The sequence below is a fragment of the Streptomyces sp. NPDC020597 genome, assembly GCF_044335095.1.
Classification (GTDB): domain Bacteria; phylum Actinomycetota; class Actinomycetes; order Streptomycetales; family Streptomycetaceae; genus Streptomyces.
The window spans coordinates 101,542-123,268 of record NZ_JBIRUL010000022.1 but is presented as its reverse complement, the minus strand read 5'-3'; the positions used below and the strand labels follow the sequence as shown (position 1 = coordinate 123,268).

Here is a 21,727-nt window from a genome sequence, read left to right as displayed (position 1 = left end):
CCACACGCCGCAACGACGTGCACAGCAAAGCCGATCACGGCCACCGTCAACCATCAGCTGGGATCGAAGTGTCAAGCATCTCCCGGGACCGGACAGATGGACGAGTGGGTGAGCTGTTCAGAGTTTCTTTACTTGATCAAGGGCGTCCCGCTGACGCGGGCCGCCGCGCGCCGGCGGCCGGTGACCGCCGCCCGCTCCTGTCTGCCGCCCCGCTGGCGACGGCCGCCGACCACTCGGCGCGCAGAGCCCCGGAGCATAGGCCGTACTGCCAACCGAGAGCGCCACTGTCCGACCACTCAGCAGCAGACCGGCCGGGCACCCGAGAGGCCGTCCGGCAAGCTCGTACCGTGCGGTGTCGGCATCCCGGCGGTGCTGTCGTCCGGAACACCGGCCGTGGTGCCTGGCTGGGGGCCGTGAGGATGGAGATAACTGGGCTGATGCCGGTGCGGGGTTGAGCGAGACACACGTGGCGGGTGTTCGGTTGGCGCGCCCGCCGTCGTGGCTGACTTTCTGTGGCTGAGGCCACAACCTCACAGTCATGGGCACGGCATACACGTAAGGGCCCGCCCCTGCCAGGGCTGACGAGGACGGGGGAGCCTCGATCGGTCGCGCCCGGCAGGGACGGGGGTCGGGTGGGTCAGCGCGGGGCGGCGCCTGGGCGAGCGGGGCTGGTCACATCTGCCGCCAGGCCCGCCAGGGCCGGGTGATGATCTCCCGGTAAGTGTGGTGGGACGGGTTCTGGCCGCAGTGCCGCAGTACCCAGTCCTGCGGTTCGGCGAAGTCCTCGCTCGTCGGCGAGGTCTCGCCGTCCACGGCGCACTGCATCGCGTACAGGACCGGCTCCGCATCCGGCTCGCAGTCGGGCTGGAGCGTCCAGGTCTCGTAGCGCAGGACCGAGCGAGGGGTCACCGTCCCCACCTCCGGTTCGCCACGGCCACCTTGGCGCTCAGCTCCTCGGCTGAGGTCGGCGTACGTACGTCCTCGGGAGGCACGTCCCACTCCCGGCCGCCGCGTGGTGGCCGAAGCTGCACGTACGGCCCCACGTGCCCCATCACCACGCCCACCTTGCCGTTCCGTCGGTCGACCACCAGAGCGCCGACATCGGGCGAGACGGTGTGCCCGTCGGTATCAGGGGTGGGGGCCGTCATCGTGACCACCCCGGCGAGGCGGTGCGCGACCGGGCGTCCAATCGCAGGGCGGGAACACATGGGGTGGTGCTCTTTCGCACGGTGACGCTCCTCGGCGGCGTGGATGCGTGCCCCTGGGCCCGTCGGTGCCGCAGGGTCGCCACCGATCCTCACGCCGGTCACCGGGACGAAGGAACCTCCGCCAAACCCCACTTCGGGACGTCCTGCACCGTGTAGAACGTCCCTGGTGCCGTCCTGAGACGAAGGGGGAGACTCGTGCCGAACGAGAGACTACGAGCCGTCATGGCGGCTGGAGGCTGGACGTACGCGACCCTTGCCCTGGAGGTTCAGGTCGACCCCAAGTCGGTCGAGCGCTGGGTAAACCTCGGGCGCATCCCACGTCGTGCCACAGCCCTGCAGGCGGCCAAGGCCCTGGGAGAAGACGTGCACGCACTCTGGCCGGCGCTCCGCCAAGCCCGCCCCGTCCGCGCCATCAGCCCTGAGTTGGTGGCGCTTTACGGACAGCGGGCGGACATCCCCGTTTCGGCGTTCACCGACCTGATGGCCCAGGCCCGGGAACGGATCGACATCCTCGTCTACGCCGCCGTCTTCCTCCACGAGGCGTACCCGCGGCTGAACGAACTCCTCACCGAACGCGCCGCCGAAGGCTGCACCGTCCGCATCGCGATCGGAGACGCCGACAGCGACAACGTGCAAGCCCGCGGCCAGGAGGAGCGGTTCGGCCACGGCATCGAATCCCGCTGCCGCCTCGCACTCATGCACTACAGGCCACTCGCCGCCACCCGCGGCATCGAAGTCCGCACCCACGAGACCACGCTCTACAACTCCCTCTACCGCGCCGACGACCAGCAACTCGTCAACGCACACGTCTGGGGCGTCAACGCCTACGCCGCCCCCGTATGGCATCTTCGCCGACACGAGGAGAGCGGCATGTTCGACACCTACGCCGAGAGCTTCGACGCCGTGTGGACGACGGCAACCCCCGTACAAGAGGAAGGCTGACCGTGGCCCGCACCGAGTACTACGACGACCCCACCGCACCCAAGCCGAACACCATGGTCGTCGCCGCCTCCGCCGTCGTCACCAACGACCACGGGCACATCCTCCTCCAGCGCCGCCGCGACAACGACCTGTGGGCGCTGCCCGGCGGCGGCATGGACCTCACCGACTCCCTGCCCGGCACCGCCGTCCGCGAAGTCAAGGAAGAGACCGGCCTCGACGTCGAGATCACCGGCCTGGTCGGCACCTACACCGACCCGAAACACATCATCGCCTACACCGACGGCGAGGTCCGCCGCCAGTTCAACGTCTGCTTCACCGCCCGCATCACCGGCGGCCGACTGGAGATCTCCGACGAGTCCACCGAGCTCCGGTTCGTGCCGCCGGAAGAGATCGAGCAGTTGCCGATACACCACACCCAACGGCTCAGGCTCCAGCACTTCCTGGAACACCGCGAGAAGCCGTACCTGGGCTGAACCGTATGACGGCAGTAGCTGACGGCAACAACCCCGCACAACCACGGACACCCACGCACGTCACCGGACCAGCAAACCGTGCTTGACCTGCGAAAAAGCAGGTCGAGGGTGCCGCGTAGCACACGTACTATGTGCTGGCGGGGGCCACGCCGGTACTCGTTCACAACTGCGGTGGTGAGGCGACCGTCCACCTGGACTTCAGCGATCCTGAGGCGAAGCACGCACTAATCACGGTCAAGAGCGACTCGGGCGAAGTGCTCTCCACTCATCAGTTCGGGAGTACAAAAAACCCGAGAGCCGGAGTGGAGACGTTCAACGCCGATGTATTGGACCCCAAGACCACCATCAACGTCAGGATTCGTGTGCCGAACGCGGAGGGCGCCTTGGCGTTCGCAGAGGTCATGATGGCAAAGACGGCGAAGGGGACCTATCCTTCATACAGTCTGCGAAGTCAAAGCTGCGTGACCTATTGTGCGAATGTGCTGAGAGCCGGAGGGGTAAAGGGAGTGCCGACGACTCCGGGTGCGGCACAGAAATGGTTCATGGAGCAACTCGGATGAGCGGTCGATGGGAATCGGGAAGGGGGTGTTGAGCGATGCCTGCGCCACAACACTGGGATTGGCTTGACGATTTGCCGGACGAGTGGGAGGTTCCCCCAGATCTGGGAAGTCCCACTCCGTACGCTGAGGTCAATTTGATGATCCTGATCCTTTCGTGCGATTTTCTCGGATTCGAGGTGCGTGCTGCGGTCGGTGCCTTCATCGCGGAAGAGGCGCTCTACGACATGTGGTTCGTCGAAAACGTTGGGTCCGCCGGCTGGGAGATGAAGAAATCTGCCCTTCTCCAAGAGGTTCCAATGGAGCAGACCCGGATGGTCTACGAGGTATGGAAAGCACTTGAAGCGGTTGGCGAACTCGACGCCCCCGACCATGTGTTGCTGGAACGGAGAACAGTGGCGACTGCCGCGCTAACGACCGTGTTGCAGAAGGCAGCGGAGCGGTTCGTGCATATTCGGGCAACCGGGGGAATCGACGGGGCGGCATGACGGATATCTGTATGATGCGACGACATTCGGCAGACGTTGCGGTTTGCTGTGCGCACGGCTTGGGCGTGTGACGTGGTAAGCGGCGGTTGTGGCAGCTGTACCAACGGCCTGCCGAAGCCGCCCGCCCAGCCGGGTCAGGACGGTTGCAAGTTCCCGGATCGTGTGGCTGGTCGGATTGTGACCGTTGAGGGCGCATAAACAGGGCAGGCGCGGGCTTCGTGATCATTGTGGTGTCAAAGCCCGATGATCATGAGGTGGCCTGTGCCTGCTGCTGCATCCTCTCCCATCCCTCCCGTACTCGTGGAGCTGAGTCCGCCGGACACCGGTCGGATCGCCGACCTGCGCCCCTACTTCGACTCCGTGCCCGACCCGCGCAGGGGTCCCCGGTGGGATTCACTGCAGCGGTTCTGCTGGTGTGCCTGCGCGGCCTCTCGGGGGCGAGAGGGAGTGGAGAAGAGCTCGCACAACATCAGGGAGGTCAACCTTCACCGAGGTGCTTCAGTGACGACAGAGGGGATCGCTGAAATCGCTTGTGTTGGCATGGGTATTTGTCGGCAACGCCAGCGGATGATGCCGTGCCGGGTGGGTTGTCGGGGAGAACGAAGGGTTTGGTCGGCACCGGGTCCGTTAACGGTCGGGATTCATGTGGGGTGACGCCCGCCGGGAACGCTCGAGGCGAGAGCGGTTGTCACTGCCCGGGGCTATCGTGGTGCGGATGACACGCTCTGTAATCAGTGGAGGGTCGTGGTGACCGTCATGAGCGAGCGTCCCCGGGCCATGGACACCCCTCTGAGCGGGTCCTTCGAGGACATGCTCGGGATCGTCGAGGGGCTGGACACGCCTGCCGGCTACAAGGCCGAGCTCATCCGGGGGAAGATCGTCGTGTCACCGTGGTCGAAGCTGCGTTACAAGAAGGTCATGAAGGAGCTCAGGCTTCAGCTGGAACAGCATGCTCCGGAGGGGCATGACGTGGATGTGGCCCCGTTTCTCTTCACCTTTCCGGGGTCCGAGCGGGGATACGGGCCTGACCTGCACGTCGCCGACGAAACCGCCTTCGAAGTCGAAGGTCGGCACGCAGACGGCGCCGCTCTCTCGCTCGCGGCCGAGTTGACCTCGGATTCCGCCAAGGACGTCGACCGGCTCGACAAGATGGCGACGTACGGGCAGATCGTGCCCGTGTATCTGCTGCTGGACATGCGGGTCGGCGAGATCAATGTCATGTGGGACCCGTCTCCCAAGGGGTACCGGTCCCGGACCGATGTTCCCTTCGGGCACCCTGTGCGGATTCCCGCCCCGTTCGACTTCGAACTAGACACGTCCGGGTTCGGTGTCCCGGAGGAACAGAGCGCCGAGGAGGAGCAGAGGTGACGTTCAGGGGAGACCGGCCCGGTTTGACCCCCGAACGGGCGCCCCGTAGCCTTGACCCTCGGCGTGTCGACTGACGCGCCACATCTCCGTAAACCTCTTCCTCCCGGGTACCGGTTGCCTCGGTGGTCGGGAGAGGCCGTCCGTGTTCGTTCCCGGACGGCTGGACTGCGGGGATGCCGTCCCAGAGCGAGAGAGTGAGATCCGCGTGTACGCCATCGTGCGCAGCGGTGGTCGCCAGCACAAGGTTGCTGTCGGCGACATCGTTGAGGTTGACAAGATTTCCACTGCCAAGGTTGGCGACACGGTCGAGCTCTCGACCCTGCTCGTTGTCGACGGCGACGCTGTGACCAGCGACCCGTGGGTGCTGGCCGGCATCAAGGTCCAGGCCGAGGTCGTGGACCACCACAAGGGTGTGAAGATCGACATCCTTCGCTACAAGAACAAGACCGGCTACCGCCGTCGTCAGGGCCACCGCCAGCAGTACACGGCGATCAAGGTCACTGAGATCCCCGCGGCTGCGAAGTAAGGGACTGAGGAGACATGGCACACAAGAAGGGCGCATCGTCCACCCGGAACGGTCGCGACTCCAATGCCCAGCGGCTCGGCGTGAAGCGCTTCGGCGGTCAGGTCGTCAACGCGGGTGAGATCCTGGTCCGCCAGCGCGGCACGCACTTCCACCCCGGCGCGGGCGTCGGCCGTGGCGGCGACGACACGCTGTTCGCCCTGGAGGCCGGTTCGGTGCAGTTCGGCACCCACCGTGGCCGCAAGGTCGTGAACATCGTTCCGGTCGCCTGATCGGAAGCTTTCGCGAGGCGGACCTCACTTCCCGTGCGGGAAGGCGGGTCCGCCTTTCGCGTGTTACGCAGTAGACAGATACGTACGTTTCGTTTTGTAGCCAGTGCTGGAGGCACCCACCATGACCACCTTCGTGGACCGCGTCGAACTGCATGTCGCCGCGGGTAACGGAGGCCACGGCTGTGCCTCCGTCCACCGTGAGAAGTTCAAGCCGCTCGGCGGCCCCGACGGGGGCAACGGCGGCCGCGGCGGCGATGTGATTCTGGTCGTCGACCAGTCGATCACCACGCTCCTCGACTACCACCACAAGCCGCACCGCAGCGCCACCAACGGCAAGCCCGGCGAGGGCGGCAACCGGTCCGGCAAGGACGGCCAGGACCTGATCCTGCCGGTCCCGGACGGCACGGTGATCCAGGACAAGGCCGGCAACGTGCTGGCGGACCTGGTCGGCCACGGCACCTCGTACGTCGCCGCCCAGGGCGGCCGCGGCGGCCTCGGCAACGCGGCGCTGGCCTCGGCCCGCCGCAAGGCCCCCGGCTTCGCGCTGCTCGGAGAGCCCGGCGACTTCCAGGACATCGTCCTGGAGCTGAAGACGGTCGCGGACGTGGCCCTCGTCGGCTACCCGAGCGCCGGCAAGTCGTCGCTGATCTCCGTGCTGTCCGCGGCCAAGCCGAAGATCGCCGACTACCCCTTCACCACGCTCGTCCCGAACCTCGGCGTGGTGACGGCCGGCTCCACCGTCTACACCATCGCCGACGTGCCCGGCCTCATCCCGGGCGCCAGCCAGGGCAAGGGGCTCGGCCTGGAGTTCCTGCGCCACGTCGAGCGCTGCAGCGTCCTCGTGCACGTGCTGGACACGGCGACCCTGGAGTCCGAGCGCGACCCGGTCTCCGACCTCGACATCATCGAGGAGGAGCTCGAGCAGTACGGCGGGCTCGGCAACCGGCCGCGCCTCGTGGTGCTGAACAAGATCGACGTACCGGACGGCAAGGACCTCGCCGAAATGGTCCGCCCGGATCTCGAGGCGCGCGGCTACCGCGTCTTCGAGGTGTCCGCGGTCGCCCACATGGGCCTGAAGGAGCTGTCGTTCGCCCTGGCCGAGATGGTGGGCGCGGCGCGCGCCGCCAAGCCCAAGGAGGAGGCCACGCGCATCGTCATCCGGCCCAAGGCCGTGGACGACGCCGGCTTCACCGTCTCGCTGGAGGAGGACGGCCTGTTCCGCGTCCGCGGCGAGAAGCCCGAACGCTGGGTGCGCCAGACCGACTTCAACAACGACGAGGCCGTCGGCTACCTCGCCGACCGGCTCAACCGCCTCGGTGTGGAGGACGCGTTGATGAAGGCGGGCGCCCGCGGCGGCGACGGCGTCGCCATCGGCCCCGAGGACAACGCGGTCGTCTTCGACTGGGAGCCGTCCGTCACGGCCGGCGCCGAGATGCTCGGCCGCCGGGGTGAGGACCACCGCTTCGAGGCGCCGCGTCCCGCGACCCAGCGCCGCCGGGACAAGCAGGCCGAACGCGACGAGGCCTCCCAGGAGTTCGAGGGCTTCGAGCCGTTCTAGGGCGTGAGGGCGTGACCCACGAGGGCCCCCGGAGGCGGGACGACGCCTCCGGGGGCCCTCGCGTGCGTCACCGCGGCATCCGGTCCGGTGCACTCCGTGCCCGGGCCGTTCCCGGTGCCCCGGGAACTCTCTTACCTGTTCCCGGGTGGCGGTGAATGGTTCTCCCGTTCACACCCCTCGCCGGCGCTCCTGCTCTTGCGGGACGAAATGCGCGCGGTCCCGCCGGCGAATTCCGGTAAATGCTCTCCCGGAGATCTCCATTCACGGTGTTTGCGCAACGGCACGGTCGGCATATGAAGAACCCGTGCAGCCCCGTCTCACGGAACGTGAAGATCTCGGCGCCCCGGGCAGGGCGCTGGAGTCGTCCTGTGGGAGGGGGTGGACCCGGTCGGTCGATCGCGCGCACGGGTGTGCGGATGATCGGCGATCCGGCCGTCGTGCAGTCCGTCGGCCGACGCCCGCCGGGGGAGGGCGCGCCGGGAGGCGGCGATCACGGCGGCGCGGACACCCGCCGAGAACCGTTAGAGTCACACTGCCGTCAGCGCCGCTCTCGTCACTCAGGGCAATGCTCACTCGTTGTGGAGTTACTCACAGGATTTCCTGGGAGCATCCCGGGAAGGAGCGTCGCCGTATCACCAACGTCAGTGACGGAAGGTGAATGCCAGGTTGCGTGCACATTTGCAGCGAACGGCGCTCACCTTGCATCGAGGTAACCGCAAGTGGGACCATTTTCCCGTCCCTGTCGCCCCAAGGTAGGTCCTCTGTGTCTCAGCACATAGCCAAGCCCCGTACCACCGCAGTGATCCTGGCCGGTGGCACCGGCCAGCGCGTGGGTCTGTCGATTCCCAAGCAGCTGCTGAAGATCGCCGGCAAGGCAGTCATCGAGCACACGCTGGCCACCTTCGAGAAGGCGGACTCGATCGACGAGATCATCGTGCTGATGGCGCCGGGCTATGTGTCCGACGTCGAGAAGATCGTCTCCAAGGCCGGGTTCAGGAAGGTCCGGGCGATCATCGAGGGCGGCTCCACGCGCAACGAGACGACCGAGCGCGCCATCGCCGCCCTGGGCGAGGGACTGGACGACGGCGAGGACGTCAACGTCCTCTTCCACGACGCCGTCCGCCCCCTGCTCTCGCAGCGCGTCATCGACGACTGCGTCACCGCGCTGGAGCGCTACCAGGCCGTCGACGTCGCCATTCCGTCCGCGGACACCATCATCGTCACGCGCACGCACGGCGAGGACGGCGAGTTCATCACCGAGATCCCGGACCGCTCCCGGCTGCGTCGCGGACAGACCCCGCAGGCGTTCAAGCTGTCCACCATCCGACGGGCCTACGAAGTGGCGGCGGGAGACCCCAACTTCCAGGCCACGGACGACTGCACCGTCGTACTGCGCTACCTGCCGGACGTGCCGATCCACGTCGTCGCGGGCGACGAGTACAACATGAAGGTGACTCAGCCCGTCGACGTGTTCATCGCCGACAAGCTCTTCCAGCTGGCCTCCTCGGCCACCCCGGAGCAGAACGGCGAGGAGGTCTACCGCGAGCTGCTCAGCGGCAGGACCCTGGTCGTCTTCGGCGGCTCGTACGGCATCGGCAAGGACATCGCCGAACTCGCCGAGTCGTACGGCGCCAAGGTCTACGCCCTCGGCCGTTCCACCACCGGCACCCACGTGGAGAACCCGGAGGAGGTCGACGACGCCCTGTCCAAGGCCTACAGCGAGACCGGGCGCATCGACTACGTCGTCAACACGGCCGGTGTGCTGCGCATCGGAAAGCTCGCCGAGACCGACAACGCGACCATCGAGGAAGCGCTGAAGGTCAACTACCTGGCACCCGTGCAGATCGCCCGTTCGGCTTACAAGTACCTCGCCGAGACCAAGGGGCAGTTGCTGCTCTACACGTCCAGCAGCTACACGCGCGGGCGGGCCGAGTACAGCCTCTACTCCTCGACCAAGGCCGCCATGGTGAATCTCACCCAGGCATTGTCCGACGAGTGGGCCGGTGACGGCATTCGGGTGAACTGCGTGAACCCGGAGCGCACCGCGACGCCGATGCGCACCAAGGCCTTCGGGCAGGAGCCGACGGGCTCCCTGCTCTCCTCCGAAGCGGTCGCCCGCACCTCTCTCGACGTGCTGCTTTCCGAGCTCACCGGGCATGTCGTCGACGTCCGTCAGCAGGATCCGACGGCGGCTGCGGGTAAGGCTTCCGACTTCGAGCAGGCGCTGGCCGAGGTGCTGGACCGGCAGAACGGCGTGGCATAATCGAGCACAATTGGTCACTGATTTTTCAGGCCTCTGTGGATCCCCGTTTACGGAGAATTCACAGAGGCCTGTATCCGTAAGGCTTCCGAAATCTTACAAAGGATTTTCCGGACTTTTGGCACCTCTGACCGGCCCCCTCCCAGAGCAGGTTTCTCCGTGATATCCACTGCTATTCGCGTCGCCCGGGTGGGCAGCGTGGCCGAGCTGGCCGCGGCGGTCCTCATGATGCTGGGCTATCCCGGCCTCATGGCGTCCGCACTCGTCCCGAGCGCCCCCGCCTTCGCCGCCGCGGCCGCCGTGACGTACCTGGCGGACCTCTACCTCCACCGCAAGGGCAGCCGTCTCGTCGAGCTCCTCGTCAAGGTGCGGGCCGGTATGGCTACCCGCTTCCTGGTCCGCGAGCTGCTGCTGATCCTGCTCCTGGCGAGGCTCGGCCTCTCCGAGGACGAGGTCTTCTACGCGGCGATCGCGTGCTTCACGGTGTTCTTCGGGCTCCAGGCACCGCACAGCGCGCTGGTCACCCTGCTCGGCAAGCGCCGCCAGATGCCGGTCGCGACCAGGAACGTCGACCTGGCCTCCCGGCTGCGCATCCCGGACGCCCCGCCGCGCCTCCTGCTGGGCGGCGCCACCCTGAAGATGCTCCACCTCGACCTTGCCGCCGTCGTGGGCCTGCTCGTCAGCGCGGTCACCGACTCGCAGCGCGCGGGCTTCGCCGGCATCGCCGTCACGCTCGGCCTGGGCACGCTGTACGTCCTCGTGCTCGTCCCGTACCTGCGGGCGAGGCGGCTCCCGCCGAAGGCCGACAAGGTCCTGGGCACGCTCAGCGCCTGGCTGCGCGAGTACCGGCCCGAGACGGTGCTGTACTTCTCCGGCTCCGACGACTCCGCCTACCAGGTCAACATGTGGCTGGAGACCATGGAGCAGATGGAGTCCCGGCCCCTGGTCATCCTGCGTGAGCGCGTCATCCTGGAGAAGATGGCGCCCACGTCGGTCCCTGTCGTCTGCGTGCCCGGGGGGGTGCACCTGATGAACATGGACCTGTCCATGGTGCGGGTCGCGTTGTACTGCGCGAACGTCGGCAAGAACATCCACCTGCTGCGCGTGCCTACGATGAAGCACGTCTTCATCGGCCACGGCGACAGCGACAAGGCCGCCAGCGTCAACCCGTTCAGCAAGGTGTACGACGAGGTGTGGACCGCCGGCCGCGCGGGCCGCGACCGCTACGCCATCGCCGACGTCGGCATCCGCGACGAGGACATCGTCGAGGTCGGCCGCCCGCAGCTGGCCCCGATCCGGGCGGCCGCCCCCGAGGGCGACGTCCCCACCGTGCTGTACGCGCCCACCTGGGAGGGCTGGGACGACAACCCGGGCAACACCTCGCTGCTGCTGGCCGGCGAGAACATCGTCAAGAAGCTCATCGCGGCCGAGCCCCCGGTCCGTGTCCTGTACAAGCCGCACCCCTTCACCGGCACCCGCAGCGCCAAGGCGGCGGCCGCGCACCGGAGGATCACGGCACTGATCAAGAAGGCCGCCGCCGAACGCGCCGCCGACCCCCGCTTCACCGCGGACCCGGCGGCACAGGCCCGCGCCACGGCCGAGCTCACCCGCCTCACGGCCCGGCTGGGCGGTCTCGCACTCGCCTTCGACGCCCGTGCGGACGAGGCCGTGACGAGCCGCGACGGCATCGTCGACGTCCGTAAGCACGAGGAGGCCGCTCGGCTGCGCGCCGACTGGGACGACGCCTTCTGGCGTTCCTTCCCGTCCTTCGAGCACCGGGTGATCACGGGGGCTGCGCCGCACCTGTTCGACTGCTTCAACGCCTGTGCGGCGATGGTCTCCGACATCTCCAGCGTGGTCTCCGACTTCATCGCGAGCGGCAAGCCGTACGCGGTCACGGACTCCGCGGAACTGGGGGCCGAGGAGTTCCGGCGGCAGAACACCGCGGTGCGGGCGGCCGTCATCCTCAGCAACGGCGCGGCCGAGCTGGACCGGCTGCTCGACGCGGTGCACGACCCGGCCGCCGATCCGCTGGCCAAGGACCGCAAGGAACTCAAGGAGTACCTGCTCGGGACGGACGAGCCGACGTCGCTGCAGCGGTTCGACGCCGCCGTCACCCGTCTGGCGCTGAAGGCCGAGGCGCGCAACGTCAGCCAGCAGGCCCTCGGGGCAGCGGCGGCGGAGGCCTCGGTGGGGGCCGCGCCGGACGACGGAGCGGCGCTGCCCAAGGGGGTCGCGACCGCCTGAGCGCCCCGCTCCCGCGGAGTCGCCGCGCACGAAGAGCCGGACCCCCGGAGAGTGATCTCCGGGGGTCCCCCTCTTCGTGCATCCTGTGATGTGGAACACGTACAGGAGTCCGAGCAACCCGCTCCGCGTATTCGTCGTCTATCGAGTATCCAAAGCAGTCCTGTCGGAACGTTGTGGTGGTGAGAGGGAACAGTGACCGTTGCGCAGCCTGACGTCACGGTGGTCATCGGGGCGTACGAGGCGATGCCGTACCTGGTCGAGTGCCTCGCCTCGGTCGAGGCGCAGACCATGGCGCCCGACCGCATCGAGGTCGTCGCCATAGACGACGGTTCGCGCGACGGCACGGGGGAGTGCCTGGAGGAGTTCGCCGCCCGCGCCCCCATGGCCGTCACCGTGATCCGGCAGGAGAACTCCGGCGGCCCGAGCGGCCCGCGCAACGTCGGTCTCGCCAAGGCGACAGGGCGTTACGTCTTCTTCCTCGACGCGGACGACCGGCTCGGCGCCGAGGCCCTGGAGCGCATGGTCGCCATGGCCGACCGCAACGGCACGGACGTGGTCCTCGGGCGCGTCGAGGGCATCAACCGCAACCCTCCGAAGTCGATGTGGGCCAAGACGCTCGAGCGTACGGACGTCTTCTCCTCCAACATCAAGTTCACCCTCAGCGCGCAGAAGCTCTTCCGCCGGGAGTTCCTGCAGCGCCACGACATACGCTTCGACGAGTCCCTGTGGACCGGCGAGGACGCGCTGTTCACCATGGAGGCCTACCTGCGGGCCGACGGCGTCTCCGTGGTCGCCGACTACACCTGCTACTACCTGGTGGGCCGCAGCGACGGCAAGCACGTGACGAAGAGCGGGAGTTACACCCTGCGCTTCGACTCCGCGCGCGCCCTGATGGGCCTGCTGGAGCGGCTGCTCCCGCCGGGTCCCAAGCGGGACGTGCTCATGGTCCGCCCGTTCCTCGTCACCGTGCTGCCGCAGTTCGGGCCCGTCTTCCTCAGGAACGACGAGGAGATCCGGCGCACCAAGATGGAGCTGGCCAAGCCGCTGATGGACGCCCACTGGAACGAGGGCGTCGCCCAGCGGCTCAAGGTCCACGAGAGACTGCGCCTGGAGCTGGTGGCCCGGCAGCGCCCCGACCTCCTGGTGGACGTTCTCGAGTTCATCAAGGCCAAGAGTGAGCCGACGCCCGTCCTGAAGAAGCGCAACACGCAGCTCTACCTGGCCTATCCGCACTACGGCTCGCGCGAGACCGGTCTGCCCGACCGGATCTACCTCGCGGAGCCCCGCGAGGCCGCGGCGTACCCGGGCTGGCGCAAGGACGCCGCGGAGACGCTCATGCGGGGCTTCGTCCGCAAGGTCCGCAGGCGGCTGAGCAGGCTCCGCCGTCCCCCGATGAGGCCGGGCGGCACCGCGGCGGCCTGATCCGGGGGATCCGCGGCCTCGATCGCAGGCGGCCTCGATCGCAGAAGGAGCGGGGGCGGGCTACTTGCCCGGCTTGAGGGCACGACGCAGGGGACCGCCCACCACCCGCCTCGCGCGGCGGTAGATCGAGGGGGCCGGGATGACCGCGGCGGCCCTGGCCGCACCCCTCGCGCCGGACCGGCTCTTGGCCAGGTCCCGCCGCAACTGGGCGTTGGTGGAGTCCAGTTCGCTGATCCGCTGCTGGAGCCAGCCGAACCGGCTGGTCAGCGAGGCGAGATCGGCGTCGTTCCAGGGACGCACGCCCGCCGGGAAGGACAGCGAGCGCAGCTTCTCGTCGAAGGCCCGGCCGCCGTCGCCGTGGGTGAAGGTGTTCTGCAGCCCGTTCTTGTCCAGGAACGCGGTGAACCGGTCGAACCGCGCCCTGTGGTTGCCGGTGAGCCCGGTGAAGTCGGCCTCCTCGTAGAGGTCGGCCGGGTCGAGGTCCGCGGGCGTCTCGCTGAGCAGCCGGTGCGGTATCTCGAAGTACCGGCACAGCTCCAGCGTCCGCGAGTCGAAGGCGAGCACGGTCGCGGGCGTGCCGGCCAGCAGCGCCGCGATGTTGCCGTGGATGCGTGAGCCGAACGAGTAGTCGAACTCGCGCAGGTCGTCCAGCCAGGTGACCGGGTCGATGTAGACCCGCGCCTTGCCCTCCCGGTACATCGGGTGGTCCGGGTGGGTGGGCATCTCGGTGACCCGGCCGCCCACGGAGTCCGTGTCCCGCCAGTACAGCTGGCGGGCGTCGGTGAGGTTCTGGCCTATGTAGAGCAGGTTCGGGTAGCGCTCGTTGGTCCGGGTGATGATCCGGTGCAGACCGCCGCCGCGCACCGCGGCGTGCGAGCCGTTGACGGCGATCCGCGACTCGGCGGTGAGCGCCGCCGTCCGCTTCTCCACCGGCAGCCGGTCGCCGTGCAGGAACATCGAGGGGCAGCCGATGACCTCGACGTCGCGGAAGCCCATGTCGTTGAGGTACCGCTCGGTGAACTCGCCCCGCACCCCGATCGTGGCGCTGCGGTCCAGCACCGCCGCACAGAAGGCGCGCACAGAGGCCTCGATGGGCTTCAGCCGCGCCGCCTCGTAGGTCACCCCGGTCTGCGCGCCGACGCCCAGCACCACGACCGGGATCTTCAGCTTCCCGATGAGCCGGGTCAGCCGTTGCAGAGGCTGCTCGAAGGTCGGCCGGAACGCGTTCGCCAGCGGGACGACGAAGGCGTCGTACTCGTCGTTGATCCGCGCCGCCGCGTTCGCATCGCTCCGCATGCCGTTCGAGACGACCTCGGTGTCCGGCACCGTGAGGATCTTGTGCGCTGCGTCACTGAAGATCAGGTTGCCGGAGTTGGTGGCCATGACGTCGCGGTGGAGGGCTTCCTCGACGGGGACGACGTCGAAGGGGCTCTTCCCCGACCTGAGGAGTATGCGCTTCACACCGCGAACTGTAGGTGACCGAAACTTGAAAATAAATTTGTGTTGTCTTCAAATTCGTCGAGGAACCGACACAACCTCTTTGCCATATGCAAATGGTGAGCAAACGATGACGGTGTGTGCTCGTGGCGCTGTCCGCGAAATGAAACCCCGGAGCGGTCCCGGGCCCCGTTCGCGTAGATTGCCGGACAGGGCAGCCGTGGACCTACACAAGGGGCGAAGAACAAGGTGGCAGGGGCAAGGCAGGCCGTGGGCGAGGCCCGCAGGATCGTCGTGAAGGTCGGCTCCTCGTCGCTGACCACCGCCTCGGGCGGTCTCGACGCGGACCGGGTCGACGCGCTCGTCGACGTCCTCGCCAAGAGCCGCAGCGGGGGAGAGAGGGAAGTCGTCCTCGTCTCCTCCGGCGCCATCGCCGCCGGGCTCGCCCCGCTGGGGCTGCGCCGCCGCCCCAAGGACCTCGCCCGGCAGCAGGCCGCCGCCAGCGTCGGCCAGGGGCTCCTCGTCGCCCGCTACACCGCCTCGTTCGCCCGCTACGGCGTGCGTGTCGGGCAGGTCCTGCTGACCAGCGACGACATGAGCCGCCGCGCCCACCACCGCAACGCCTCCCGCACCCTCGACAAGCTGCTCGCGATGGGCGCCTTCCCGATCGTCAACGAGAACGACACCGTCGCCACCGACGAGATCCGCTTCGGCGACAACGACCGGCTCGCCGCCCTCGTCGCCCACCTCGTCCACGCCGACCTGCTGGTCCTGCTGTCGGACGTCGACGGCGTCTACGACGGCGACCCCAGCACACCCGGCACCTCGCGGATCGCCGAGGTGCGCGGCCCCGACGACCTCGCCCACGTCGAGATCGGCAGCGCCGGCAAGGCGGGCGTCGGCACCGGCGGCATGGTCACCAAGGTCGAGGCCGCCCGGATCGCCGCCGCCGCCGGCATCCCCGTGGTGCTCACCAGCGCCGTCCACGCGGCGGACGCCCTGGCGGGCGGGGACACCGGCACCTACTTCCGTCCGACCGGCAAGCGCTCCGCGGACCGGCTGCTGTGGCTTCAGCACGCCTCGACCCCGCAGGGCTCCCTGACCCTGGACGACGGCGCGGTGCGCGCGGTGGTCGAGCGGCGCACGTCGCTGCTGCCGGCCGGGATCGCGTCCGTCGAGGGCGAGTTCAGCGCGGGCGACCCCGTGGAGCTGCGGGACGCCCGGGGGCGGGCGGTGGCCCGCGGTCTGGTCAACTTCGACGCCAAGGAGATCCCCCAGCTGATCGGCCGGTCGACCCGGGACCTGGCACGCGAACTGGGAGCGGAGTACGAGCGTGAGGTCGTCCACCGGGACGACCTGGTGATCCTCCACCCGTAAACACGCTCGAACGATCCGTACCGGTGGGGGACGTTCCGTGAAACCGCCCCGCGAAGCCGTGCGGCCTGCTCAACTTTGTCTCAGGGACACGGGCCGCGGGCTGCCGCGGCGAAACGCGGGACATCCGCACGAGCGCTGCGTAAAGGAGGCCGTCGTGAGACGAGTGCGCCCTGGGGTGGCAGCGGCTCGTGGGAGTACCGGCGGGGCCGGCTCGGCAGCGCCGCGCCCGCCCGGCGAGGAACGCGCCCTGACCAGCGTGGCCGCCGGTGAGCGCTACCGGGCGCAGGAGGTCGCCGAGTCGCAGGGCGGCCGGCCCGTGGAGATCGCGCGGCTGTGGCACGTCACGCTCAGCGTCTCCGGCGAGGAGGCCCCGGTGCAGGAGGTCCGGCGGGCTCTGGAGCAGCTCGCCCACGATCATCCCTTCCTCCTGACCAGCAGATACGCGGGCGATCACGCCGAGATCCGGTACTGGGAGGAGGCCCGCGACCTGCATGACGCGGCCGCCGTCGCCCTGCGCCTGTGGGGCGAGCACCGCCAGACGGCCGGCCTGCCGCCCTGGGAGATCGTCGGCCTCGAGGTCATCGACCGCCAGACCTACCACCAGCGCATCGCCGAGGGTTACGGCCCGGCCCCGGCGACGCCCGTAGGAGTCCACCCCTACTGACGCCCCTCGTCCGGTGCACCTCGTCTGGTGCACCTCGTCCGGCGCCCCTCGCCGCCGTGCCCGAAAAAGCCGCCCCGGGGGAGTCTCGGGGTGTGGAACGAGCGGTGAGCGGGCCGGTGCGGCGCACTACCCTTCCCTTATGACCACGCTCTCGCCGTACGACTCCATGTCCCCGGTCACCCGGGCCGCCTACCGTGCCAAGGCGGCCGCCGCCGACCTCGCGCCGCTGCCCCGGGCCGCCAAGGACGACGCGTTGCTCGCCATCGCGGACGCGCTGGAGGTCCGTACCAGCGAGATCGTCGAGGCCAACGCCAAGGACATCGCCAAGGCCCGCGAGAACGGCACCAGCGAATCCGTCGTCGACCGGCTGACCCTCACCCCGGAGCGGGTCCGCGCCATCGCCTCCGACGTGCGGGACGTCGTCGCGCTGCCCGACCCGGTCGGCGAGGTCGTCCGCGGCTCGACCCTGCCCAACGGCATCGACCTGCGCCAGGTGCGGGTCCCGCTCGGCGTCGTCGGCATCATCTACGAGGCGCGTCCGAACGTCACCGTCGACGCCGCCGCGCTCTGCCTGAAGTCGGGCAACGCGGTCCTGCTGCGGGGGTCCTCCTCCGCCCATGAGTCGAACAGCGCCCTCGTCCGGGTGATCCGCGACGCGGTGGGCGGGGCCGGGCTGCCCGCCGACGCCGTGCAGCTGGTGCCCGGTGAGAGCCGCGACAGCGTCCGCGAGCTGATGCGCGCCCGCGGACTGGTCGACGTCCTCATCCCGCGCGGCGGCGCCTCGCTCATCCAGACCGTGGTCACGGAGTCCACCGTCCCCGTCATCGAGACCGGCACCGGCAACTGCCACGTCTACGTCGACGCCCACGCCGACCTCGACATGGCGATCGACATCCTGATCAACTCCAAGGCCCACCGGGTCAGCGTCTGCAACGCCGCCGAGACCCTCCTCGTCCACCAGGACATCGCCCCCGAGTTCCTGCCCCGTGCCCTCGACGCCCTCGCCGAGGCCGGCGTGACCGTGCACGCCGACGAGCGCGTGCTGGCGTACGCCGAGGACTCCAAGGCGACCGTCGTCGAGGCGACCCCGGAGGACTGGGAGACCGAGTACCTCTCCTACGACATCGCCGCCGCCGTGGTCGACTCGCTGGACCGGGCCGTCGAGCACATCCGGCTGTGGACCTCCGGCCACACCGAGGCCATCGTCACCACGTCGCAGCAGGCGGCCCGCCGTTTCACCCAGCTGGTCGACTCCACCACGGTGGCCGTCAACGCCTCCACCCGCTTCACCGACGGGGGCCAGTTCGGCTTCGGCGCGGAGATCGGCATCTCCACCCAGAAGCTGCATGCTCGCGGTCCCATGGGCCTGCCGGAGCTGACCAGCACGAAGTACATCGTCACGGGCGACGGACACGTACGGCGCTGACCCGGGCGCCGGAGACGCCCGGACGGCCGAGTGCGCCACCCCGCGGCGAACGCCGTGAGAGGCATCTCATCCGGCCCCCGAATTTCCGTTCCGCCTGCCCAAATTGACCCCCCAGGTCTACTCTGGACATGTGCCGGAGGACGTGGGGGGTACGCCGTTCCCTGACGGCTGGGAGCCCGACGACGACCACGACCGCGGAGTGTCGGACGAAGAGTTCGCCTCCGTGGTCTTCGACGAGGCCTTCGTACAGGCGGCCGTGGTGCACGAGCCGACCGCCGTGGAACGCCTCCTTGCCGCCGCCGAGGCGAGAGCCGAGGCCTCGGAGGCCGAGGCCCGCAGAGCCCGCGCCAGAGGCGACCGCTACGAGGACGTCTACGGCGCGGACGATTTCGGCCATGATCCGGACTTCGACGACCCGGACGACGTCGACCTCGCCGAAGCCTGGGAGCGTGGCTACGGCGCCCACGGACCGTACGGCAGACAGAGCCGCTGGCATCGTCCCGTGGCCTGGATGCTCGCCCTCGTCATGGGCGTCGGCATGGTCGCGCTGGCCTTCGCCGCGGTCTACCGAGGCACCTCCTCGGGCAGCCGCGACCAGGTGCCGTCGCCCGCCACGACCGGACTCGAACAGGGGAGCGTGCCCCCGCCCTCCGCGCCCGCCGAAAAGTCCCGGCCACCCGTCTCGGTGGTCCCGCACACTCCGTGAACGCCTGTGCGACGCAAGGTCGTACGAGTCGTGCGCGTGCGGACGCCAAACCGGTGAGCAGTTGTCAGAACTTGTCGTACAGCGGGGCGTTTACCCGAGGTCCGCGCGACCTACTCTGAAAGTATGGCCGGCCCTGGAGACCCACCGGAGGGGACACCCGAGGGCACTTCCGGAGGTGAGGACGAGTACCGATCCGTCGTCTTCGACGAATCGTTCATCCGTGCTGCCCGCATTCAGGAGTACTCCGCGCACGAGCGCCTGGCCGACCACGCGCCCGCCGTCCGCCGTCGGCCCGCCCGGCGGCGGGGCGGCCTGTCCCGGCAGGCGCTGGCCCTGGTGGTGCTGATCGCCGTCGCTTTCGGCTCCGCCATCTACATGGGCCTGCGCGCCCCCTACCAGAACCAGTCGGCCCGCCGCACCGCCGAACCGCTGCGGATGACCGTCATCCCGCTCTCCCCTCAGGGTGCCGTGCCCGGGACCGCCGCACCCGAATCGCTCTTCGCGCACAGCCCCGCCGCGCAGTTCCGCATCGGCGCCGAGGGCATCCCGCTGCCCGCCTCACGGCGCACCGCGCACTTCTCCGACAGCCAGGTCGTGGCCGCGCTGACCACGGCCAAGGAGTACATCGTGCACTCCTCCCTCTATCCGGAGGTGCTCACCGGGCAGCAGGTGCGGCCCGTGCGGGCGCTGATCGACGCCGACCAGCTCGACCAGTTCGACGAGAGCTTCAGTCACCCCGCCGCCGACGGCCGGCACGCGCCGACCGGCTGGCTCGTCCGCTTCGACCCCGCCCTGGCCCAGCTGGCCGACCGCAAGGTCCGGGTCCAGGGCACCTTGCAGGCCGCCGAGACCGACTCCTCGACCCTCGAGGTCACCGCGGACCACACCCTCGTGTACGCGCTGCGGCCCGCCGGCGCCGCCGCCGACGCCCCGTCCTCCCTGTTCACCGTCCGCCGCGAGCTGCAGTTCCGCTTCGACCGCGAGGATCTGCGCACCCACCAGCTCCAGCTGATCGTGTCCTACGTCCAGGCCGGCCCACTCTCCTGCGCCGAGGACTCCACGAACCATCTGAGGCCGCTGCTCGCCGGCCAGACCGCGAAGACGGGCGGCCCGGCCGGCACGGACCCCTACGCGACCGGCGGTGTGACGGCCCTGTGCGGCGCCCTGGCGACGAGCGCGCAGCCCCGGGTGTGAGACCCGGACGGGGGAGCCGAGCCGCTCACTTCCCGCCGCGCGGCGGCGTGTCCTTCGGACCCTGCGCCCCGCCCTCTCCGTCGGCCCCGTCGGCCCCGTCCGAGCCGTTGCGCGGCCGGTCCTCCGGCGGGGTCGGGCCGGTGAAGCCGTCGAAGCCGCGCCGGACGCGCCCGCCCAGGCCGCCCGCGCCGCCCGCTATGTCGCTGACCAGCTTCATCAGCGGATCCTTGGAGCCCTTGACGCTCGTCGCGTAGTGGGCGGCGGACTGCCGGAAGGAGTCCGTGACCGAGGTGTCCTTGTCCTCGCTGCGCCGCGGGTAGTGGCCGTCCATGATCCGCTGGTGGTCGCGGGACTCCGCCCACTTCTTCAGCTCGGCCGCGCGGACCGTGGTGAAGGGGTGGGTGCGGGGCAGCACGTTGAGGATCTTCAGCACGGAGTCGCGCAGGTCGCCGCCCGACTCGTACTCCTCGGCCTGCTGCAGGAACGCGTCCACGTTCATCTCGTGCAGGTGGTTGCCGCCGGCGATCTTCATCAGACCCCGCATCGAGGCCTTCACGTCCTGGCCGACGAGGAGACCCGCGCGGTCGGCGGACAGCTCCGACTTGCGGAACCACTCGCGCAGCGCCGTCACGATCGCCATGATCGCGAGGTTGCCCAGCGGGATCCAGGCGACCCGGACCGCGAGGTTCGTCAGGAACAGCAGGATCGTGCGGTACACGGCGTGCCCGGACAGCGCGTGGCCCACCTCGTGCCCGACGACCGCCCGCATCTCCTCCTCGTCGAGCAGCTCGACCAGGCCGGTGGTGACCACGATGATCGGCTCGTCCAGACCGATGCACATGGCGTTGGGCTGCGGATCCTGGTTGACGTACATCGGCGGGACCTTGTCCAGGTCCAGGATGTGGCAGGCATCCCGCAGCATGTCGTTGAGGTGCGCGAACTGCTGGTCGGAGACCCGTACCGAGTCGGACAGGAACAGCAGCCGGAGACTGCGCTCCGGCAGCAGCCCGCTGAGCGCCTTGAACACCGTGTCGAAACCGCTCAGCTTGCGCAGCGCGACCAGGGCGGAACGGTCGGCGGGGTGCTCGTACGCACGCGAGGAGATTCCCGGGAAGCGCCTGCGCTGCCTGCTCGGCACGTGCTCGTGGCCGGCGCCGTCGTGCTTGCGGCCGTCGTCGGACATGTCTTCCCCCAGTGCGTCTGTGTGGCCCTTGACCTGACCCTTTGCGGACCCTTGTGCGTCCCTTTGTGCCCCCTGAGCGGACGACGGCCCAGGCGGAGTTACCGTGGACGGGCACTACACCGAAGGAGTCCCGCCCCATGGAGCACCGTCCCGCAGCCGCCTGGCTCTACGAGGCCGTCGGCGCCGCCCAGCAGCAGGGGCCGGGGAATCTGCTCCGCGTCGTACTGATCGTGATGATCCTGGGCTGTGCGCTGACCGCGTGGTTCCTGTTGCGGGGCTACAAGCGGAAAGACGACTGAGCCGACGGGAAGGTTCCCAATGGCGGAGTCGGCGTGATCGCCGCCGAGCCGCCCGTCTACGATGGGCCGACGTCTTTATCCCGCCTTCCCCCACTCTCGACCTCGCTCGAGCGGGGGGACCTC

21 protein-coding genes are annotated in these 21,727 nt (G+C 69.1%); 17 read left to right on the top strand and 4 right to left on the bottom strand.

Translation table 11 applies throughout. The features are described from left to right. Positions 1-672: 672 nt before the first annotated feature. Positions 673-918 carry a hypothetical protein gene (locus ACH4ZA_RS30165; protein ID WP_398432487.1) on the bottom strand — a complete coding sequence of 82 codons (246 nt, stop codon included), beginning with the start codon at positions 916-918 and terminating at the stop codon, positions 673-675. Then, complete coding sequence (locus tag ACH4ZA_RS30160; RefSeq protein WP_389260875.1) at positions 906-1,148, bottom strand: hypothetical protein; 243 nt, start codon at positions 1,146-1,148, stop codon at positions 906-908. Before ACH4ZA_RS30160 ends, ACH4ZA_RS30165 begins: the two co-directional genes overlap by 13 nt. A gap of 282 nt (positions 1,149-1,430) precedes the next feature. Between ACH4ZA_RS30160 and ACH4ZA_RS30155 the strand changes: the two genes are divergently transcribed. The 11 genes from ACH4ZA_RS30155 to ACH4ZA_RS30105 all read left to right on the top strand — a co-directional run bounded on the left by ACH4ZA_RS30155 (position 1,431) and on the right by ACH4ZA_RS30105 (position 13,318). Beyond that, positions 1,431-2,150, top strand: a complete 720-nt coding sequence (locus tag ACH4ZA_RS30155) for an XRE family transcriptional regulator (RefSeq protein WP_398432493.1) — start codon at positions 1,431-1,433, stop codon at positions 2,148-2,150. A 2-nt stretch (positions 2,151-2,152) separates the two neighbouring features. Beyond that, complete coding sequence (locus ACH4ZA_RS30150) at positions 2,153-2,623, top strand: NUDIX domain-containing protein (protein WP_398432486.1); 471 nt, start codon at positions 2,153-2,155, stop codon at positions 2,621-2,623. 131 nt (positions 2,624-2,754) lie between these two features. Beyond that, on the top strand, positions 2,755-3,183 hold the full coding sequence (locus ACH4ZA_RS30145; protein WP_398432485.1) for a hypothetical protein: 429 nt from the start codon (positions 2,755-2,757) through the stop codon (positions 3,181-3,183). 137 nt (positions 3,184-3,320) lie between these two features. Beyond that, the gene (locus ACH4ZA_RS30140; protein ID WP_398432484.1) at positions 3,321-3,668 is read left to right on the top strand and encodes a hypothetical protein; all 348 of its coding nucleotides are present in this window, start codon (positions 3,321-3,323) and stop codon (positions 3,666-3,668) included. Positions 3,669-4,424: 756 nt separating this feature from the next. Beyond that, positions 4,425-5,036 (top strand): Uma2 family endonuclease, encoded by a 612-nt coding sequence (locus ACH4ZA_RS30135; RefSeq protein ID WP_319278749.1) that lies wholly within the window; start codon positions 4,425-4,427, stop codon positions 5,034-5,036. A gap of 205 nt (positions 5,037-5,241) precedes the next feature. Continuing rightward, entirely contained in the window at positions 5,242-5,562 is a 321-nt protein-coding gene (gene rplU, locus ACH4ZA_RS30130) for a 50S ribosomal protein L21 (protein ID WP_007381993.1), read from the top strand. 14 nt (positions 5,563-5,576) lie between these two features. After that, complete coding sequence (rpmA, locus tag ACH4ZA_RS30125; protein WP_003990207.1) at positions 5,577-5,831, top strand: 50S ribosomal protein L27; 255 nt, start codon at positions 5,577-5,579, stop codon at positions 5,829-5,831. A 121-nt stretch (positions 5,832-5,952) separates the two neighbouring features. Continuing rightward, a complete protein-coding gene (obgE, locus tag ACH4ZA_RS30120) occupies positions 5,953-7,389 on the top strand; it encodes a GTPase ObgE (RefSeq protein ID WP_319278750.1) in 1,437 nt (478 codons plus the stop codon). 763 nt (positions 7,390-8,152) lie between these two features. Beyond that, positions 8,153-9,652 carry a bifunctional cytidylyltransferase/SDR family oxidoreductase gene (locus tag ACH4ZA_RS30115; protein ID WP_319278752.1) on the top strand — a complete coding sequence of 500 codons (1,500 nt, stop codon included), beginning with the start codon at positions 8,153-8,155 and terminating at the stop codon, positions 9,650-9,652. 156 nt (positions 9,653-9,808) lie between these two features. Beyond that, positions 9,809-11,896, top strand: coding sequence for a hypothetical protein (locus ACH4ZA_RS30110; protein WP_398432483.1), 2,088 nt, complete (start codon positions 9,809-9,811; stop codon positions 11,894-11,896). A gap of 192 nt (positions 11,897-12,088) precedes the next feature. After that, positions 12,089-13,318: a glycosyltransferase family 2 protein gene (locus ACH4ZA_RS30105; protein WP_319278755.1), complete on the top strand. Its 1,230-nt coding sequence runs from the start codon at positions 12,089-12,091 to the stop codon at positions 13,316-13,318. 60 nt (positions 13,319-13,378) lie between these two features. Here ACH4ZA_RS30105 and ACH4ZA_RS30100 read toward each other — a convergent pair whose 3' ends face one another. Then, positions 13,379-14,779, bottom strand: a complete 1,401-nt coding sequence (locus tag ACH4ZA_RS30100) for a polysaccharide pyruvyl transferase family protein (protein ID WP_398432482.1) — start codon at positions 14,777-14,779, stop codon at positions 13,379-13,381. Between the two features lie 246 nt (positions 14,780-15,025). On the opposite strand from ACH4ZA_RS30100, the gene proB reads away from it, so the two are divergent. The 5 genes from proB to ACH4ZA_RS30075 all read left to right on the top strand — a co-directional run bounded on the left by proB (position 15,026) and on the right by ACH4ZA_RS30075 (position 20,122). After that, a complete protein-coding gene (gene proB / locus ACH4ZA_RS30095) occupies positions 15,026-16,132 on the top strand; it encodes a glutamate 5-kinase (protein ID WP_319278819.1) in 1,107 nt (368 codons plus the stop codon). Positions 16,133-16,286: 154 nt separating this feature from the next. Then, positions 16,287-16,796: a hypothetical protein gene (locus ACH4ZA_RS30090; RefSeq protein WP_319278757.1), complete on the top strand. Its 510-nt coding sequence runs from the start codon at positions 16,287-16,289 to the stop codon at positions 16,794-16,796. Between the two features lie 139 nt (positions 16,797-16,935). Continuing rightward, positions 16,936-18,222, top strand: coding sequence for a glutamate-5-semialdehyde dehydrogenase (locus ACH4ZA_RS30085; protein ID WP_319278758.1), 1,287 nt, complete (start codon positions 16,936-16,938; stop codon positions 18,220-18,222). Between the two features lie 103 nt (positions 18,223-18,325). Beyond that, a complete protein-coding gene (locus tag ACH4ZA_RS30080) occupies positions 18,326-18,928 on the top strand; it encodes a hypothetical protein (protein ID WP_398432481.1) in 603 nt (200 codons plus the stop codon). Between the two features lie 123 nt (positions 18,929-19,051). Further along, on the top strand, positions 19,052-20,122 hold the full coding sequence (locus ACH4ZA_RS30075; RefSeq protein WP_319278763.1) for a hypothetical protein: 1,071 nt from the start codon (positions 19,052-19,054) through the stop codon (positions 20,120-20,122). Between the two features lie 25 nt (positions 20,123-20,147). On the opposite strand, the gene ACH4ZA_RS30070 is transcribed toward ACH4ZA_RS30075, so the two are convergent. After that, complete coding sequence (locus ACH4ZA_RS30070) at positions 20,148-21,305, bottom strand: M48 family metallopeptidase (protein WP_398432480.1); 1,158 nt, start codon at positions 21,303-21,305, stop codon at positions 20,148-20,150. A 137-nt stretch (positions 21,306-21,442) separates the two neighbouring features. Here ACH4ZA_RS30070 and ACH4ZA_RS30065 point away from each other — a divergent pair, with 137 nt between their 5' ends. Beyond that, entirely contained in the window at positions 21,443-21,604 is a 162-nt protein-coding gene (locus ACH4ZA_RS30065) for a hypothetical protein (RefSeq protein ID WP_319278767.1), read from the top strand. The last annotated feature ends 123 nt before the right edge of the window (positions 21,605-21,727 follow it).

Bases quoted from the DNA above. Each gene is read 5' to 3' on its own strand.
- ACH4ZA_RS30160 (WP_389260875.1), bottom strand. From the start codon at position 1,148: ATGACGGCCCCCACCCCTGATACCGACGGGCACACCGTCTCGCCCGAT.
- ACH4ZA_RS30155 (WP_398432493.1), top strand. From the start codon at position 1,431: ATGGCGGCTGGAGGCTGGACGTACGCGACCCTTGCCCTGGAGGTTCAG.
- ACH4ZA_RS30140 (WP_398432484.1), top strand. From the start codon at position 3,321: ATGATCCTGATCCTTTCGTGCGATTTTCTCGGATTCGAGGTGCGTGCT.
- ACH4ZA_RS30135 (WP_319278749.1), top strand. From the start codon at position 4,425: ATGAGCGAGCGTCCCCGGGCCATGGACACCCCTCTGAGCGGGTCCTTC.
- rpmA (WP_003990207.1), top strand. From the start codon at position 5,577: ATGGCACACAAGAAGGGCGCATCGTCCACCCGGAACGGTCGCGACTCC.
- obgE (WP_319278750.1), top strand. From the start codon at position 5,953: ATGACCACCTTCGTGGACCGCGTCGAACTGCATGTCGCCGCGGGTAAC.
- ACH4ZA_RS30085 (WP_319278758.1), top strand. From the start codon at position 16,936: ATGACCACGCTCTCGCCGTACGACTCCATGTCCCCGGTCACCCGGGCC.
- ACH4ZA_RS30075 (WP_319278763.1), top strand. From the start codon at position 19,052: ATGGCCGGCCCTGGAGACCCACCGGAGGGGACACCCGAGGGCACTTCC.
- ACH4ZA_RS30070 (WP_398432480.1), bottom strand. From the start codon at position 21,305: ATGTCCGACGACGGCCGCAAGCACGACGGCGCCGGCCACGAGCACGTG.
- ACH4ZA_RS30065 (WP_319278767.1), top strand. From the start codon at position 21,443: ATGGAGCACCGTCCCGCAGCCGCCTGGCTCTACGAGGCCGTCGGCGCC.